Source organism: Pseudomonas sp. Z4-7, assembly GCF_051131965.1.
In the GTDB taxonomy this organism is placed as follows: domain Bacteria; phylum Pseudomonadota; class Gammaproteobacteria; order Pseudomonadales; family Pseudomonadaceae; genus Aquipseudomonas.
Window position 1 is genome coordinate 438,536 of sequence record NZ_CP071642.1, and the last position, 16,196, is coordinate 454,731.

The window sequence follows — 16,196 nt, forward strand, 5'->3', positions numbered from 1 at the left end:
CGGGCCCAGCGTTGAAACAGTGTGCCAGCGTGAACCGGTGCTGGCTATCGACGAACGACCAGATACAAACCGACGGCCACCATGATCCCGGCGGGCCAATGGCCCAGTTCGCTCAACGGGCCACCGGCGGCCAGCACGGCGCCGCCACCCAGGTGAGCCGCGCCAAGCAGGCGCAGGAACCAGTCGTCGCGCCGCTGTTTCCAGGGTGGAGCAGGGTCATGGGCATGGGGCTGGGACATGCGTTCGAGCAGATCGCGGGTCATGTTGGCCAAATGCGGAATCTGCTCGAACTGGCTCTGGACGTTGCCCAGCAAGGTCTTCGGGCTGACGCGCTCGCGCATCCAGCGTTCGAGGAAGGGCTGGGCGGTGTTCCACAAATCCAGGTCCGGGTACAGCTGGCGACCGAGGCCTTCGATGTTCAACAGGGTTTTTTGCAGCAGCACCAACTGCGGCTGGACCTCCATGTTGAAGCGGCGCGCAGTCTGGAACAGGCGCATCAGCACCTGGCCGAATGAAATATCTTTTAACGGTTTTTCGAAGATCGGTTCGCACACGGTGCGGATCGCCGCTTCGAATTCGTTGAGCTTGGTCTCGGCCGGCACCCAGCCCGAATCGATGTGCAACTGCGCGACGCGGCGGTAGTCACGCTTGAAGAAGGCGAACAGGTTGCGCGCCAGGTAATCCTGGTCCTCGGGGGTGAGGCTGCCGACGATGCCGCAGTCGATGGCGATGTACTGTGGGCTCCACGGTTGCACGGTGCTGACGAAGATGTTGCCCGGGTGCATGTCGGCGTGGAAGAAGCTGTCGCGAAACACCTGGGTGAAGAAAATCTCCACGCCGCGCTCGGCAAGCAGTTTCATGTCGGTGCGCTGGTCGGCGAGGGTTGCCAGGTCGGTCACCTGGATCCCGTAGATGCGCTCCATCACCAGCACTTTCGGCCGGCACCAGTCCCAATAGACTTGCGGCACGTACAGCAGCGGCGAGCCCTCGAAATTGCGCCGCAGCTGGCTGGCGTTGGCGGCCTCGCGCAGCAGGTCGAGCTCATCGAAGATGGTTTTTTCATAGTCCTGGACCACATCCACCGGGTGCAGCAGGCGTGCATCGGCTGACACCCGCTCGGCGGCGCGGGCAAGGATGAACAGCCAGGCCAGGTCCTGGGCAATGATCGGCTTGAGGCCCGGGCGGATCACCTTGACCACCACTTCTTCACCCGTCTTGAGCTGGGCGGCGTGGACCTGGGCGACCGACGCCGAAGCCAGCGGCTCGACGTCGAAACGGCTGAAGACTTCGCTGATCTTCTTGCCCAGCTGCGCCTCGATCAGCGCTACCGACAGTTTCGAGTCGAAGGGCGGCACGCGATCCTGCAGCAGCATCAGTTCGTCGGCGATGTCTTCGGGGAGCAGGTCGCGACGGGTCGAGAGGATCTGCCCGAACTTGATGAAGATCGGCCCCAGGTCCTGCAAGGCCAGGCGCAGGCGTGCGCCGCGGCTCAAGTCAAGCGTTCGACGGGGGAACCAGCGCCACGGCAGCACAAAGCGCAGTGCCAGGAGAAACCAGGGCAGCGGCAGGGCGAACAGCAGGTCATCGAGGCGGTAGCGGATCACGACGCGCTGGATGCGCAACAGACGGCGGACGGCAAGCAGCTTCATGCGTTATCGCTTGGGTTCAAGGGATCGGGAAAGGCGCTCGAAACGCGCCTCGAGACGTTCCAGATCTAGCTTGATCTGGTCCAGTTCGGCAAAACGGGCCTGGGCTTCGCGTTGGCCTACGAGCGTACGCGATTCCTCGGCCAGGTATTCACTCAGATTCTGTCCCAGGCTGGCGAAGCCCTGGCGGTACCAGCGGGAGCGGCTGCGCAGATGGCCACTGAGCAATTGGGTGGCGACCGGGCCGATCCAGCGGGACACTTCGTATTCCCAGTCCAGTTCCAGGTCCTGGAGAATCGCCGCCAGCTCCAGCAGCACGCCGCTGTCGCCGTCGAGCTCGACGTCGGGGTTGTGCAGCACCGCCGTCTTGTTCTTGCTCAGCGCCAACTCCAGCAGGCTAGATGCCGGGGCGCGCAGCGTGCAGTCGGCCTCGGCCTCCCAATGGGCGGCGAGCATCAGGCCTTCGTCGCTGGGCAGGATGAACAGCTGCAACGCCGGGCTGCGGCAGTCGACGGCAATCACCTTGCCGCTCAAGTGTGCCAGGCGCATCGGCGCCGTGCTGTCCAGGCGCAGGACCCGGTTGATACCGAGTTCGACACTGGCGAGCAGCCCGGTGAGCAGCATCAGGGCTTGATACCGCGGTGCAGGGCGACGATGCCGGATGTCATGTTGTGGTAGGTCACCCGATCGAAACCGGCTTCGACCATCATCGACTTCAGCGTTTCCTGGTCGGGGTGCATGCGGATCGATTCGGCCAGGTAACGATAACTTTCCGCGTCGTTGGTGATCAGCTTGCCCATCAAGGGCATGAAGGCGAACGAGTAGGCGTCATAAGCCTTGGACATCAGCGCGTTGGTTGGCTTGGAAAACTCCAGTACCAGCAGCCGGCCACCGGGCTTGAGCACGTGTAACATCGAGCGCAGGGCGTCTTCCTTGTGGGTGACGTTACGCAGGCCGAAGGCGATGGTCACGCAGTCGAAATGATTGTCGGGGAACGGCAGCTTCTCGGCGTCGGCCTGGACGAACTCGACGTTGCCGGCCACGCCCAGGTCGAGCAGGCGGTCACGGCCGACCTTGAGCATGGATTCGTTGATGTCGGCGAGCACCACATGGCCGGTGGGGCCGACGATGTGGGAGAACTTCTTGGTCAGGTCACCGGTACCGCCGGCAATGTCCAGCACGCGGTTGCCGCTGCGCACGCCCGACAGCTCGATCGCGAAACGCTTCCAGAGGCGATGCATGCCGCCCGAGAGCAGGTCGTTCATCAAGTCGTACTTGGCGGCCACCGAGTGGAAAACCTCGGCGACTTTCTCCGCTTTGTGGCTTTCCGGCACGTTCTTGAAGCCGAAGTGTGTGGTGGGTTCGGCATCGCTGCCTTTGCGCTGATCAGTCATATCGCGGTCACCAAAAAAGAATGCGGGACATTCTAATCCCGGTGGAGGGCTTTGTCTTGGCAAGGCTGCAGGTAAGATGAGCCACCGCCCGGACGTTTTGACGCAGGCAGGGTCGCAAACGTTCAGGCAAGTCTCGATCAAGCAGGAGTTAACAGATGGCCCGTATTACTGTTGAGCGTGCCCATGACCTGGGCAAGGAAGCGGCCCGCGAAAAGGCCGACAAGCTGGCCCGGAAACTGTCCGACAGCTACGGCCTGGAACCCAAGTGGGAGGGCGACACGCTGAAGCTCAAGCGTTCCGGGGTCAAGGGTGAAGTGCATGTGGGCGAGGATTCGATCCGCGTCGAAGTGGAGCTGGGCATGTTGATGTCGGCCATGAGCGGGACAATCAAGACGGAAATCGAAAAGGCGCTGGACAAGGCGTTGGCTTGATTGATTGGAAGGGTGGGTGGAATGCAGATTTAACTTCACCACCTAACTTACTGTGGGAGCGAGCTTGCTCGCGATGGCGGCATGTCAGCCAACCTTGATGCGACTGACACAATGCAAATCGCGAGCAAGCTCGCTCCCACAGGTGCGTGCCAATGGCTTCGGATTTTATGTCAGTTGTTAGGGTGCCCTTTCTAATTATTCTCACTACTTTGTGCCTGAGCCCGACCGTGTGCGGGCAGTTGCTCAAACCTGTCTTCGAGTGAGGTGCACCATGGCCAAAGTTATTCTGAAGAAAAAAACCGACGTTGAATCTTCCACGCTGGGCGACGTGAAAACGTACGCGCGCAAGATCTGGCTGGCGGGCCTGGGCGCTTATATCAAGGTCGGTCAGGAGGGCAGCGACTACTTCAAGGAGCTGGTCAAGGCCGGTGAAGTTGTTGAAACCAAAGGCAAAAAGAACATCGCCGGGAAACTTGAAGCGGCGAACAGCGAACTGATCGAAGCCAAGACCGACGTCAATACTTTCAAGGCCCGCGTCGAAGTTCAACTCGACAAAGTCGAGAAGGTATTCGACGCGCGTGTTGCAAGTGCCTTGAATCGTATCGGCATTCCGTCTAAACATGACGTTGAGACACTCTCTGCTAAGCTCGATGAGCTGACGGCATTGCTCGAACGTGTCGCGCGTAAACATTAAGGAGAACGGGATGGCTGGCAAGAAAATCACCGAAAAAGAAGGCAGCTCGTGGGCCGGGAAGATTGAAAAGTACTCCCGCAAAATCTGGCTTGCTGGTTTAGGCGTGTACTCGAAGATCGACACTGACGGCAGCAAACTCTTCGAGTCCCTGGTCAAGGACGGCGAGAAGGCCGAAAAACTCACCAAGACGGCGGTCGGCAAACAAGTCGATGCCGCCAAGGATTCTGCCGAGTCCACCAAGTCGCGCATGGGCGGCGTGAAGGATCGTGCACTGGGCAAGTGGGATGAGCTGGAAGGGGCTTTCGACAAGCGTCTGAACAGTGCAATTTCCCGCCTGGGCGTGCCGAGCCGCAATGAAGTCAAGGAACTGCACAGCAAGGTCGACACCCTCACCAGGCAGATCGAAAAACTCACCGGGGCCAAGGTCACGCCGGTCGCGACCAAGCCTGCTGCGACCAGGACGGCGGCGGCCAAGCCTGCAGCGAAGACGGCAGCCAAGCCACTGGTCAAGGCGGCGGCAAAAACCGTCGCCAAGCCTGCGGCCAAAGCAGCGGCCAAGCCAGTAGCCAAAACCGCAGCGGCCAAGCCTGCAGCCAAGGCGGCGGCCAAACCGGTCGCGGCAAAAACTGCAGCCAAACCTGCCGCCAAGCCAGCGGCCAAGACGGCGGCGGCTAAACCAGCTGCGGCCAAACCGGCTGCCAAGCCAGCGGCAAAAGCCGCAGCAAAACCGGCCGCGGCGAAAAAGCCCGCAGTGAAAAAACCGTCCGCGCCAAAAGCAGCCGCACCCAAGGCGCCGGCCGCGGCCGCCAAACCGGCCACCCCGACGAGCACGGCAAACTCTGCCTCGGCTCCAACCCCGGTAGCCACTCCGACTCCAGCGCCGGCTCCGTCGACGCCTACCAGCCAGTCCTGAGTTTCCGGGACATGCAAAAACGCCCGGCCTGTGAAGGTCGGGCGTTTTTTTTTGCGGTAGACCCAAATTGTGTGCGAGCCGGGTGGGAGCGAGCCTGCTCGCGAAAGCGCCGGGTCAGTCGATATCTCTTCTACTGACACTCCGTCTTCGCGAGCAGGCTCGCTCCCACATGGGGCTGCCGCAGTTGGCCGTTAGCCGTGCTCTTCCAGATACCGCAACGCCATCTGCTCGGTCGCGACCTTGATCGCTGGCGGCAAGTGCGGCGCCACCAGCATCATGATCTGATAGACCACCAGGCGAACCTCGCCCTCGCGATCGAGGATCCGCTGATAATCCAGCGAAAACAGCAACGTCATGGTGATCTGCTCCACCAGTTGCCCGAGTGCCTGGGTGTCGCTCACCAGCAGGCCTTGGGCCTTGAGTTGCGCCAGCAATGAGGCCAGGGTCCGTTTCAACGCGTTGAGCAACTGGCGGATACCCTTGGCCAGTTTCGGCAGGCGCCCCGCCAGGTTCGAGAGGTCCTGGAAGAGGAACCGGTATTGGGCCAGGCGCTCGACGATCAAATGCAGGAACAACCAGTAGTCCTCCGGCGCCAGTTGCGCATCGGCGGGCGGATCCAGCAGCGGTGCAAGCTCGGCCTGGAATCGCTCGAACAATCCGAGTATCAGCGGTTCCTTGCCATGGAAGTGGTAGTAGAGGTTGCCGGGGCTGATGCCCATCTCGTTGGCGACTTCGAGGGTGGAAACATTCGGCTCGCCCTTCTCGTTGAATAATTGCAGGGCACACTCGAGGATTCGGTCGCGGGTTTTCATCCGGTCTTCTTGGTCGGTGGAGTCTTTCCACGGCCCGCAGTGCGACCGTGGGACGAGGCGTTCAGCGTACCCGTACGTAATTCCCGGGTGCCGCTTCCAGGGCCGGGTATTTCGCGTTGCCCAGCGTCATCAGCGTTTCGTGTTGGGCGCCGGAGCGCTCCTGGATCCAACCCAGCCATTGGGTCCACCAACTGCCCTCGATGTGCTTGGCGTCGTAGTACCAGGCGCGCGGGTCGCTGCTCAGTTTCGGATTTTCAATGTAGTTGGCCTTGGGGTTGCCTGGCGGGTTGAGGATGCTCTGGACGTGTCCGCTGTTGGACAGCACGAAACGTCGTTCGCCGCCCAGCAGCAACGTCGAACGGTACACCGCATCCCACGGCGTGATGTGGTCGTTGATGCCGGCCACGCTGAAGCTGTCCACGGTGACTTTCTGCAAGTCGATAGGCGTGCCGCACACCTCCAGGGCGCCCGGCCGTGTCAGCGGGTTGTGCTTGAAAAAATCCAGCAGGTCGCCGTGATAGGCCGCCGGAAGCCGCGTGCAGTCGTTGTTCCAGTAGAGAATATCGAATGCCGGCGGCTCCTTGCCCAGCAGGTAGTTGTTGACGAAGTAGGTCCAGATCAAGTCGTTGGGCCGCATCCAGGCGAAGACCCGAGCCATGTCGCGGCCATCGAGAATGCCTTTCTGATAGGAGCGGCGCTTGGCGGCTTCGAGGGTCTGTTCGTCGATGAACAGCGTGGCCGGGCTCTCGACCTCGCTGTCCAGCAAGCTCACCAGGTAGGTGGCGCTGGCCACCCGGCGCAGTTGGCGCTTGGCTTGCAGATGGCCCTGCAGGGCGGCGATGGTCATGCCACCGGCGCAGGCGCCCATCAGGTTGACTTCGCGGGCGCCGGTGATCGTCCGGCAGACGTTCATGGCCTCTTCCGTCGCCTCGACATAACTGGACAGGCCCCATTCCCGATGGCGCACGTCCGGGTTGCGCCAACTGATGATGAACACCTGCAAGCCGTTTTTCAGAGCGTACTGGACGAAGCTGTTGGAAGGGCTCAGGTCGAAGATGTAGAACTTGTTGATCTGCGGCGGCACGATCAGCAGCGGCGTGGCGTATTGCTTTTCGCTCATAGGCTTGTACTGGATCAGTTCCAGCAGCTCGTTGCGAAACACCACTGCGCCGGGCGTACTCGCCAGGGTCTTGCCGACTTCAAAGGCGTGTGGCGTGACTTGCCGGGGCAAGCCGTCGTTGTGCAGCAGGTCGTCGACCAGATGGCTGATCCCGCGAATCAGGCTGCTGCCTCCGGAATTGAACAGCTCCTTGATCGCCAGCGGGTTGAGCAGGGTATTGGACGGCGATACCGCGTCGTTAAGCAGGGAGAAGGCGAAATGCGCACGGGCCTGATCATCCGGGCTCATGCCGCCCTCATCGATCCACTGGCGGACTTCCTTCTGCCAGCTCAGGTAGGCCTGCAGGCTGCGGCGGTAGAACGGGTTGAGCTGCCAGGTGGGGTCGGCGAAGCGTTTGTCGTCGGGGTTGGTCGGGTGCAGGGTGTCCCCCAGCAGGACGCGCCCCAGCTGGCCGCCGAGCCTCAACGCATGTCGGGCACTGTGGACCGGGTTGCGCAGGCCATGGGCGGCAACGTTGCGCAGGGTCGACAGCAGGTCCCTGCCGCGCAGGCCGGTGACCGCACTCTGTGCATTGATGAAGCTGGCAGGGGCGGGCATGGAACCCTTCGCCGGTTTGTCGCGCATGAGTCAACTCCTTCATCATCAGGCTGAAAACAAACACACCGAACCAGACAACATAGTCGCTGTTTCGGGTAGTTGCGCGATCCGGCGTCCTGCCAGGCGCAAATGGGCGGTGTCAGCCGCCACCCAGCGGCGCGGGATGCGGGTGCATGACCGCGCGCTGCCGTTCTTCCTCGAGGAACTTCATGATGATCGGCGCCACGGCCTCGGCCCGGGTGATCAGGAACAGGTGGCCGTCATCGATGATGTGCAACTGCGAATTGGGGATGCGCCAGGCCAGCATGCGCATGTTGATCAGGGGGATCAGCGGGTCGTCATCCCCGGCCAGGATCAAGGTCGGCTGGTGGATCTTGTGCAGCCAATGGATGCTGGTCCAGCCGAGGCCCGCGAACAGTTGCCAGTAATAACCGAGCTTGCCCGCCGAACGCACCTTGGCCGCGTGACGAGCCGCCAGGCTTGGGTCGCGGCGGAACGAGCCGCCGTAGATCAGCGGCGCGATGCGCATCACATGGGACGGCTGCACGTAGCGTCGGGGACTGGCCATCATCCACAGCACCTTCGGCTTGCCCGGCACCATCACCGCGCCAGCGGCCGTGGCGGCGAGCACCAGCTTCTTGCAGCGCTCCGGATAATCATGGGCGAACTGCTGGGCCAGGGCACCGCCCCAGGACACACCGATCACGTTGACCTGCCCATAGTCGAGGTAATCAAGCATCCGCGCGGTAAGCTTGGCCAGGCCCGGAAAACGATACGGCCGGCTCGGCGTCGACGAACCGCCGACCCCGGGCACATCGAAGGCGATCACTTCCAGGTCCGGGTCCAGGGCCTCGATGAACGGGAAGACCAGCTCCAGGTTGGCGCCGATGCCGTTGAAAATCAGCAACGGCGTCAAGTGAGGCTTGCCGGGACGTACCGCGGTGCGCAAGGTCTGGCCATCCAGATCGACGGTACGGAAAATGTACGGTTGCGGCATGCTTCAAGCCCTGTGGGTTGGGTCGCGGTCTTTCATTTTTCCCCGATCCCCTGTGGGAGCGAGCTTGCTCGCGATTACGGTGTGTCAGTACATACAAACTTTGACTGTGCCGCCGCCATCGCGAGCAAGCTCGCTCCCACATTGGATCTGCTGTGAACCTGAGTCTGTGTTCACCAACGCTGTGGGCCTTGCATTCAGTGTCGGCTGCCGGGGGGCATTCGTGAGCAAACCCAGTCCTGCAGCGGACGAACAGCATTCTTTACCGCTCATGCACATAAGTGCCCGGCGCCGCTTCCCCGGCCACATACGTCTTGTTGCCCAGCACGGTAGGGGCCTTCTTCAGCTTGCCCGAGCGTTCGGCCTGCCAGGCTTGCCAGTGCAGCCACCAGGAGTCGGTGTGCTTGGTGGAGTTTTCCATCCAGTCCTCGGCCTTGGCCGGCATGTCTTCACTGGTCATGTAGCGTGACTTGGGATTGCCCGGCGGGTTGAGAATGCTCTGGATGTGACCGCTGCTCGACAGCACGAATTCAACCTTGCCTCCGAACAGCTGCGCCGATTTGTAGCAGGACTTCCACGGGGTTATGTGGTCGTTGGTGCCGGCCAGGGAAAAGATATCGGCGCTGACCTGCTTGAGGTCGATCGGCGTGCCGCACACTTCCAGTGCGTTGGGACGGATCAGCGGGTTGTTCTTGAACATCTCGATGAGGTCGCCATGGAACGCCGCCGGGAGTCGCGTGGTGTCGTTGTTCCAGAACAGGATGTCGAACACCGGCGGCTCGTTGCCCAGCAGGTAATTGTTCACCCAGTAGTTCCAGATCAGGTCATTGGGCCGCATCCAGGCGAACACCTTGGCCATGTCGCGGCCTTCCAGCACGCCGGCCTGGTAGGAATGGCGCTTGGCCGTTTCCAGGGTCTGCTCGTCGACGAACAGCGCCACGTCGGTGTCCAGGGTGGTGTCCAAAACACTCACCAGCAGGGTCAGGGCATTGACCTTTTTCTCCCCCAGCGCGGCGTAATGGCCGAGCAGGGCGGTGCAGGTGATGCCGCCCGAGCAGGCGCCCAGCATGTTCACGTCCTTGCTGCCGGTGATGGCCGTGACCACGTCCACCGCTTCCTTGAGCGCTTCGATGTAGGTCGACAGGCCCCACTCGCGCTGCGCCTTGGTGGGGTTGCGCCAGCTGATGATGAAGGTCTGCACGTTGCTGCGCAGGCAGAAGCGCGCCAGGCTCTTGTCCGGGCTCAGGTCGAATACGTAGAACTTGTTGATTTGCGGCGGCACCACCAGCAACGGTCGCTCATGGACCTGCTCGGTGATGGGGCGGTACTGGATCAGCTCCAGCACGTCATTGCGAAAGACTACCGCGCCTTCGGTCACGCCCAGGCTCTTGCCGACTTCGAATGCGCCCATGTCGACCTGGCTCGGCATCCCGCCGTTGTGCACCAGGTCCTTGGCCAGGTGGGACAGGCCATCGAGCAGGCTCTTGCCACCGGTTTCGAAGAAGCGCTTGACCGCCGCCGGGTTGGCCGCCGAGTTGGTCGGGGCCATGGCTTCGGTCATCAGGTTGATCACGAAGTGCCCACGGCTGATGTCCTGGGGCGAAAGGCTGCTGTCGTCGATCCAGGCGTGCAGCTCCTTGCGCCACGCCAGATAGGTTTGCAGATAACGTCTGTAGAGCGGGTTCTGGCTCCACGCCGGGTCGTTGAAACGACGGTCATCACTGGCGGGCTGCAACTCGGATTTGCCGAACAGGACTTTCCTCAGTTCAGCGCCGAAATGGGCGACGTGCTTGACGCTGTGCAGCGGTTGTTTGATGGTCTGGGTCAGCACCATCCGGGCAGAGGCCAGCAGGTCTTTCCTGCGCAAGCCGACGACGGGATTCAAGCCCAGGGTGTTTTCCGAAGCTTGGTACTTCAACTCATCGTTGTTCTTGTTGCTCATCTACGACGCTCCATTGTCCTTCAGACGAGTACCGGGGACCGTGCCAGAAGCGCAAGGCCAATACCAGGTACGCTGCTCGGGGTGACCATTAATTCCGCATCGAGGGCAATGAGGAAACGTGTGCCAGGAACTCGCCGGTTCCTTTGCAGGGAACTTGCCAGCTCCATTGGTTACCCGAGTTTAATTTTTTTCGCAAGCAGGCCAGTCATTGACGTTGCCGCGCAGGCATTCAAGCAGATGAGTCTAGAAAATTCGCCCTAATGCGCCAGCCCTTGAGCTAGAGCATCAGCTTGACGACGGACGCATTCGGGTCGCGGGTTTTTCCGGCCGCCTTGAGTTCGGCGAGATAATCGTTCCACAGGTCTTCCTGGCGCACCGCCAGCTGGTACAGATAGTCCCAGGTGAACAATCCGCTGTCATGGCCATCGTCGAAGGTCAGTTTCAGTGCGTATTGGCCGGCCGGTTCGACCTTGGTCAGGCCGACGCCGAGCTTGCCGTATTGCAGGATAGGTTTGCCGTGGCCCTGGACCTCGGCCGAAGGCGAGTGCACCCGCAGGAATTCCGCGGGCAGGTGATACTCCTCGTCCGGCGCGTATTTGAGCGTCAGGGTCTTGGAGGCTTTGTGCAGGTTGATGGCGGTGGGGAGTCTGGTCATGGCCTGTGATCCGTCTCTGAAGGACGCGTTGATCTCCAAAACGACGCGGTCCATGTGGGAGCGAGCTTGCTCGCGATAGCGGTTTGACAGTCAACACAAGGGTTGAATGTTATGCCGCCATCGCGAGCAAGCTCGCTCCCACAGGTTCCGGGGAAACCTGTCGGTGGCCTACAGGATATACCGCGACAGGTCTTCGTTCTGCGCCAGCTCGCCGAGGTGGCTGTTGACGTATTCGGCGTCGATGATGATCGGCGCTTCGTTGTGGGCGCTGGCCAGGTCGCCGGCGCTGAACGAGACTTCCTCGAGCAGGCGTTCAAGCAGCGTGTGCAGGCGCCGGGCACCGATGTTCTCGGTCTTCTCGTTGACCTGCCAGGCGATCTGCGCCAGGCGCTTGATGCCTTCCGGCGCGAACTCGATGTTCAGGCCTTCGGTCTTGAGCAGCGCGCAGTATTGTTCGGTCAGCGACGCATGGGGCTCGCTCAGGATGCGCTCGAAGTCTTCCGGCGACAGCGCCTTGAGTTCGACCCGGATCGGCAAGCGGCCTTGCAGCTCAGGCACCAGGTCGCTCGGCTTGCTCAGGTGGAACGCACCGGAGGCAATGAACAGGATGTGGTCGGTCTTGACCATGCCCAGCTTGGTATTCACCGTGCAGCCTTCGATCAACGGCAGCAGGTCGCGTTGCACGCCTTCGCGGGAAACGTCGGCGCCGCCGACATTGCCGCGCTTGGCGACCTTGTCGATTTCGTCGATGAACACGATGCCGTGCTGCTCGACCGCTTCCAGGGCCTTGGCCTTCAGTTCCTCTTCGTTGACCAGGCGACTGGCTTCTTCATCGCGCACCAGCTTCAGCGCTTCCTTGACCTTGAGCTTGCGGCTTTTCTTCTTGCCCTTGCCCATGTTGGCGAACAGGCTCTGCAACTGGTTGGTCATTTCTTCCATGCCTGGCGGCGCGGAAATGTCGACACCGGCCATTTCGGCCACCTCGATCTCGATCTCCTTGTCGTCCAGCTGGCCTTCGCGCAGGCGTTTGCGGAACAGTTGGCGGGTATTGGAGTCCTGGGTCGTGGCGGCGTCGGCGTTGAAGCCCATGCGCGCCGGTGGCAGCAGGGCATCGAGAATGCGCTCTTCAGCGGCGTCTTCGGCGCGATGGCGAACCTTGGTGATTTCCTGTTCGCGCAGCAGCTTGATCGCCGCATCGGCCAGGTCACGAATGATCGACTCGACGTCGCGGCCCACGTAGCCGACTTCGGTGAACTTGGTGGCTTCGACCTTGATGAATGGCGCGTTGGCGAGCTTGGCCAGGCGCCGGGCGATCTCGGTCTTGCCGACACCGGTCGGGCCGATCATCAAGATGTTCTTGGGGGTCACTTCGACGCGCAGTTCTTCCGGCAGTTGCATCCGGCGCCAGCGGTTACGCAAGGCGATGGCGACGGCGCGCTTGGCATCGTCCTGGCCGATGATGTGGCGATTGAGTTCGTGGACGATTTCGCGGGGAGTCATGGACATAATAATTGGCGGTCCTCAAGCGGGAGTCTGGGCCTGGAAGGGCTTACTCCGCGAGGTCCTGCTCCTCAATGGTCTGGGTGTGGTTGGTGAAAACGCAGATGTCGCCGGCGATGCCCAGGGCAGTCTCGACGATCTCGCGAGCCGACAGGTCGGTCTTTTTCAGCAGGGCGCTGGCGGCAGCCTGGGCGTAGGCGCCACCGGAACCCATGGCGATCAGGCCGTCTTCCGGTTCAACCACGTCGCCGTTGCCGGTAATGATCAAGGAAGCATCCTTGTTGGCTACCGCAAGCATGGCTTCGAGGCGGCTCAGGGAACGGTCGGTGCGCCATTCCTTGGCCAGCTCGACGGCTGCGCGGACCAAGTGACCCTGATGCTTTTCAAGTTGCCCTTCGAAACGCTCGAACAGGGTGAAGGCGTCGGCGGTGGCCCCGGCGAAACCGGCGATGACCTGGCCGTGATACAGGCGGCGGACTTTCTTCGCGTTGCCTTTCATCACGGTGTTGCCCAATGAAACCTGGCCGTCGCCGCCCATGACGACTTTGCCGTGACGGCGGACTGAAACGATGGTGGTCAAGGGAAGAGTCTCCACGCAGCGGGGCGAAAATGCCCGGATGGAACTCATATGGGGGTGGCGTGGGGTTTTTCAACTGCGGGGAGGGGGAAGGGATGAGTGGTCCCCGGCTTCTTGCGCAGCGCTTTTGTGGCGAGGGAGCTTGCTCCCGCTGGACCGCGCAGCGGTCCCAAGCTTTTGGGGCTGCTACGCCCGAGGCGTCGGACCGACCCAGCGGGAGCAAGCGCCCTCGCCACGAAAAGCCCCGCAGCCACAGATGCCTTCGTTAGAATCAGCGGCTTTGGCGTTGTTGTAACAACAGGTTGCTGAAACCGCTGCCGGCTAGTTGTTTCTGGGCCTTGGTCAGCTCTTCGCGGTTGCTGAACGGTCCGACCAGTACGCGATACCAGGTTTCGTCCTTCACGGTTCCGGACTCCACCGACACCGACTGGCCCAGCAGAATGATCTGCGCCCGGACCTTGTCGGCGTCGGCTTCCTTGCGGAACGAGCCAGCCTGCAGGAAGAATTTTGTCACCGGCGCGGCCTTCTGCACCGGCGGGGCCGGTGGCGGCGTAATGCCGGCCAGGGCGGCCTGGGCGCGGGCGGTGTCGATCTTCGCCGCTTCGGCTGGGGTCACTGGCGTGGTCGGCACCTGCGGCGTCGGCAGGGTTTTCTCCGGCACCGCATCGGGCGGCACGATGACCTCCGATTCCGGCAGCAAGGTGTAGAAGTCGTATTTCGGCTTCACCGGTTGTGTCGGGCTCGGCGGGGTCTTGTTGGCCTCGGCGATCCGCGTGGCTTTCTGCTGCTCTTGCCGAACACGCTTGACGTCATCGCCCTGGCCCGGTTCCAGCTTCATCAGGAATACGATGAATGCGCCGACAGTCAGGCCGATCGCCATCCACAACCAGCCCGGAATCGGCTGTTTGGCCGGAGGCTGGTAACGACTGGCGCCGCGTTTGGGTGCAGGTTTTTTCTTGGCGGCCAAGTTACATGCGCTCCAGCGTTTCCAGGCCCAGCAGTTCCAGGCCTTGCTTGAGCGTGCGCCCGGTCAGCGCGGCGAGGCGCAGGCGGCTCTGCATTTGTGCCGGGGTCTCGGCGTTGAGGATCGGGCAATTCTCGTAGAAGCTGGAAAACAGCCCGGCGACGTCGTACAGGTAGGCGCACAAGGTGTGCGGCGTGCCCTTGTCGGCCACATTGTTAAGGACTTCACCGAATTGCGCCAGCCTGGCCGCCAGCTCCTGCTCGTGGGCGGCTTCGAGGACGATCTGGCCCTCGATTTCGTCGAAGCCCTTGCCGAGTTTGCGGAACACGCCCGCCACGCGGGTATAGGCGTACAGCAGGTACGGTGCGGTGTTGCCTTCGAAGTTGAGCATCAGGTCGAAGTTGAAGCTGTAGTCGCTGGTGCGGTGCTTCGACAGGTCGGCGTATTTCACCGCGTCGATGCCGACCACCTTGGCGATCTTGCGCAGTTCGTCTTCGGCCAGCTCCGGGTTCTTGCCCTTGACCAGGGTGTACGCACGGTCCTGGGCTTCGGTGAGCAGGTCGATCAGCTTCACCGTGCCGCCATCGCGGGTCTTGAACGGGCGGCCATCGGCGCCGTTCATGGTGCCGAACCCCATGTGTTCCATTTCCATCGGATGGGTCACGAAACCGGCCAGGCGGGCCACTTCGAACACCTGCTGGAAGTGCAGGGCCTGGCGCTGGTCGACGAAATACAGGACCCGATCGGCCTTCAGCACGCCGTTGCGATAACGCACGGCCGCCAGGTCAGTGGTGGCGTAGAGGTAGCCACCGTCAGCCTTGACGATGATCACCGGCAGCGGCTCGCCATCGGCGGTCTTGAACTGGTCGAGGAACACGCACTGGGCGCCGTTGCTTTCCACCAGCATGCCTTTGGCCCGGAGGTCGTTGACCACGTTGATCAGGTCGTCGTTGTAGGCGCTTTCGCCCATCACGTCGGCCATGCTCAGCTTGACGTTCAGCAGCTCGTAGATCTTCTGGCAGTGGGACAGCGAGATGTCCTTGAACTTTGTCCACAGCGCCAGGCACTCGGCATCGCCGGCCTGCAGCTTGACCACCAGGCCACGGGCGCGGTCGGCGAACTCGGGCGACTCGTCGAAGCGTTGCTTGGCGGCGCGGTAGAAGTTTTCCAGGTCCGACAGCTCATCGCTGGTGATCGGGTTTTCCTGCAGGTAGGCCATCAGCATGCCGAACTGGGTGCCCCAGTCGCCGACGTGGTTCTGGCGGATCACCGTGTCACCGAGAAACTCCAGGACGCGCGCCACGCCATCGCCAATGATGGTCGAGCGCAGGTGACCGACGTGCATTTCCTTGGCGAGGTTGGGGGCCGACAGGTCAACCACGGTGCGCTGCAACGGGCCGGCCTTGCGTACGCCGAGGCGCTCGTCGGCCAGGGCCGCGTCCAGCCGCGAGGCCAGCGCCTGGGTATTCTGGAAGAAGTTGATGAACCCGGGGCCGGCAATTTCGGCCTTGGTGACGTTTTCGTCGGCCGGCAATGCGGCGATGATCTTTTCCGCCAGGTCGCGAGGTTTCATGCCGGCCGGTTTGGCGAGCATCATCGCGATGTTGCTGGCAAAGTCACCGTGGGTCTTGTCGCGGGTGTTCTCGACCTGAATCGCCGGCGACAGGCCTTCTGGCAGCACACCTTCAGTGACGAGTTGGGTGATGGCTTGCTGGATAAGCTGGCGAATGGTGTCTTTCATGGTCTTCTCTTTCAACCGCAGGCGCGGCGGCGCTTCGATGCGCTGGTGGAAAAACTGGGCATTATCCGTGGCGCGGGCGAGCTTGCCAACTGTAGCGGGTCGGGCGGGTATGTGCGGCGACTATTCTTGCTGGCCTGGATGTACGCAATCCCCTGTGGGAGCGAGCTTGCTCGCGATAGCGGTCTGGCATTCAATATTCATGCAAGCTGATCCGCC

General features: G+C 61.9%; 14 protein-coding genes and 1 pseudogene. 3 read left to right on the forward strand and 12 right to left on the reverse strand.

What is annotated here, in order from left to right; genetic code table 11:
• Window positions 1-44 precede the first annotated feature (44 nt).
• The 3 genes and pseudogenes from ubiB to ubiE all read right to left on the reverse strand — a co-directional run bounded on the left by ubiB (window position 45) and on the right by ubiE (window position 3,040).
• Window positions 45-1,649 carry a ubiquinone biosynthesis regulatory protein kinase UbiB gene (gene ubiB / locus J3P91_RS01910; protein WP_434570178.1) on the reverse strand — a complete coding sequence of 535 codons (1,605 nt, stop codon included), beginning with the start codon at window positions 1,647-1,649 and terminating at the stop codon, window positions 45-47.
• Window positions 1,646-2,270: pseudogene (locus tag J3P91_RS01915) on the reverse strand (ubiquinone biosynthesis accessory factor UbiJ). Before J3P91_RS01915 ends, ubiB begins: the two are co-directional and overlap by 4 nt.
• Window positions 2,270-3,040 (reverse strand): bifunctional demethylmenaquinone methyltransferase/2-methoxy-6-polyprenyl-1,4-benzoquinol methylase UbiE, encoded by a 771-nt coding sequence (gene ubiE / locus J3P91_RS01920; RefSeq protein ID WP_434602576.1) that lies wholly within the window; start codon window positions 3,038-3,040, stop codon window positions 2,270-2,272. The pseudogene J3P91_RS01915 and the gene ubiE overlap by 1 nt, the downstream one beginning before the upstream one ends.
• A gap of 155 nt (window positions 3,041-3,195) precedes the next feature.
• On the opposite strand from ubiE, the gene J3P91_RS01925 reads away from it, so the two are divergent.
• The 3 genes from J3P91_RS01925 to J3P91_RS01935 all read left to right on the forward strand — a co-directional run bounded on the left by J3P91_RS01925 (window position 3,196) and on the right by J3P91_RS01935 (window position 5,078).
• The gene (locus tag J3P91_RS01925) at window positions 3,196-3,471 is read left to right on the forward strand and encodes a polyhydroxyalkanoic acid system family protein (RefSeq protein WP_434570176.1); all 276 of its coding nucleotides are present in this window, start codon (window positions 3,196-3,198) and stop codon (window positions 3,469-3,471) included.
• Between the two features lie 271 nt (window positions 3,472-3,742).
• A complete protein-coding gene (locus tag J3P91_RS01930) occupies window positions 3,743-4,165 on the forward strand; it encodes a phasin family protein (RefSeq protein ID WP_434602577.1) in 423 nt (140 codons plus the stop codon).
• 10 nt (window positions 4,166-4,175) lie between these two features.
• The gene (locus tag J3P91_RS01935; RefSeq protein ID WP_434602578.1) at window positions 4,176-5,078 is read left to right on the forward strand and encodes a phasin family protein; all 903 of its coding nucleotides are present in this window, start codon (window positions 4,176-4,178) and stop codon (window positions 5,076-5,078) included.
• A gap of 191 nt (window positions 5,079-5,269) precedes the next feature.
• Here the strand turns inward: J3P91_RS01935 and J3P91_RS01940 are convergent, their stop codons facing one another.
• The 9 genes from J3P91_RS01940 to argS all read right to left on the reverse strand — a co-directional run bounded on the left by J3P91_RS01940 (window position 5,270) and on the right by argS (window position 15,980).
• Window positions 5,270-5,890, reverse strand: coding sequence for a TetR/AcrR family transcriptional regulator (locus J3P91_RS01940; protein WP_434602579.1), 621 nt, complete (start codon window positions 5,888-5,890; stop codon window positions 5,270-5,272).
• 61 nt (window positions 5,891-5,951) lie between these two features.
• On the reverse strand, window positions 5,952-7,634 hold the full coding sequence (phaC, locus tag J3P91_RS01945) for a class II poly(R)-hydroxyalkanoic acid synthase (RefSeq protein ID WP_434602580.1): 1,683 nt from the start codon (window positions 7,632-7,634) through the stop codon (window positions 5,952-5,954).
• 112 nt (window positions 7,635-7,746) lie between these two features.
• Entirely contained in the window at window positions 7,747-8,604 is an 858-nt protein-coding gene (gene phaZ, locus J3P91_RS01950; RefSeq protein WP_039592414.1) for a poly(3-hydroxyalkanoate) depolymerase, read from the reverse strand.
• 259 nt (window positions 8,605-8,863) lie between these two features.
• Window positions 8,864-10,543 carry a class II poly(R)-hydroxyalkanoic acid synthase gene (gene phaC, locus J3P91_RS01955; RefSeq protein ID WP_434570167.1) on the reverse strand — a complete coding sequence of 560 codons (1,680 nt, stop codon included), beginning with the start codon at window positions 10,541-10,543 and terminating at the stop codon, window positions 8,864-8,866.
• A gap of 277 nt (window positions 10,544-10,820) precedes the next feature.
• Complete coding sequence (locus J3P91_RS01960; RefSeq protein WP_434602581.1) at window positions 10,821-11,198, reverse strand: gamma-butyrobetaine hydroxylase-like domain-containing protein; 378 nt, start codon at window positions 11,196-11,198, stop codon at window positions 10,821-10,823.
• A 168-nt stretch (window positions 11,199-11,366) separates the two neighbouring features.
• Entirely contained in the window at window positions 11,367-12,704 is a 1,338-nt protein-coding gene (hslU, locus tag J3P91_RS01965; RefSeq protein ID WP_305497360.1) for an ATP-dependent protease ATPase subunit HslU, read from the reverse strand.
• A 43-nt stretch (window positions 12,705-12,747) separates the two neighbouring features.
• The gene (hslV, locus tag J3P91_RS01970) at window positions 12,748-13,278 is read right to left on the reverse strand and encodes an ATP-dependent protease subunit HslV (protein WP_003186641.1); all 531 of its coding nucleotides are present in this window, start codon (window positions 13,276-13,278) and stop codon (window positions 12,748-12,750) included.
• Between the two features lie 268 nt (window positions 13,279-13,546).
• The gene (locus J3P91_RS01975; RefSeq protein ID WP_186639635.1) at window positions 13,547-14,242 is read right to left on the reverse strand and encodes an SPOR domain-containing protein; all 696 of its coding nucleotides are present in this window, start codon (window positions 14,240-14,242) and stop codon (window positions 13,547-13,549) included.
• 1 nt (window position 14,243) lies between these two features.
• Window positions 14,244-15,980: an arginine--tRNA ligase gene (gene argS / locus J3P91_RS01980; protein WP_305497358.1), complete on the reverse strand. Its 1,737-nt coding sequence runs from the start codon at window positions 15,978-15,980 to the stop codon at window positions 14,244-14,246.
• Between the last annotated feature and the right edge of the window lie 216 nt (window positions 15,981-16,196).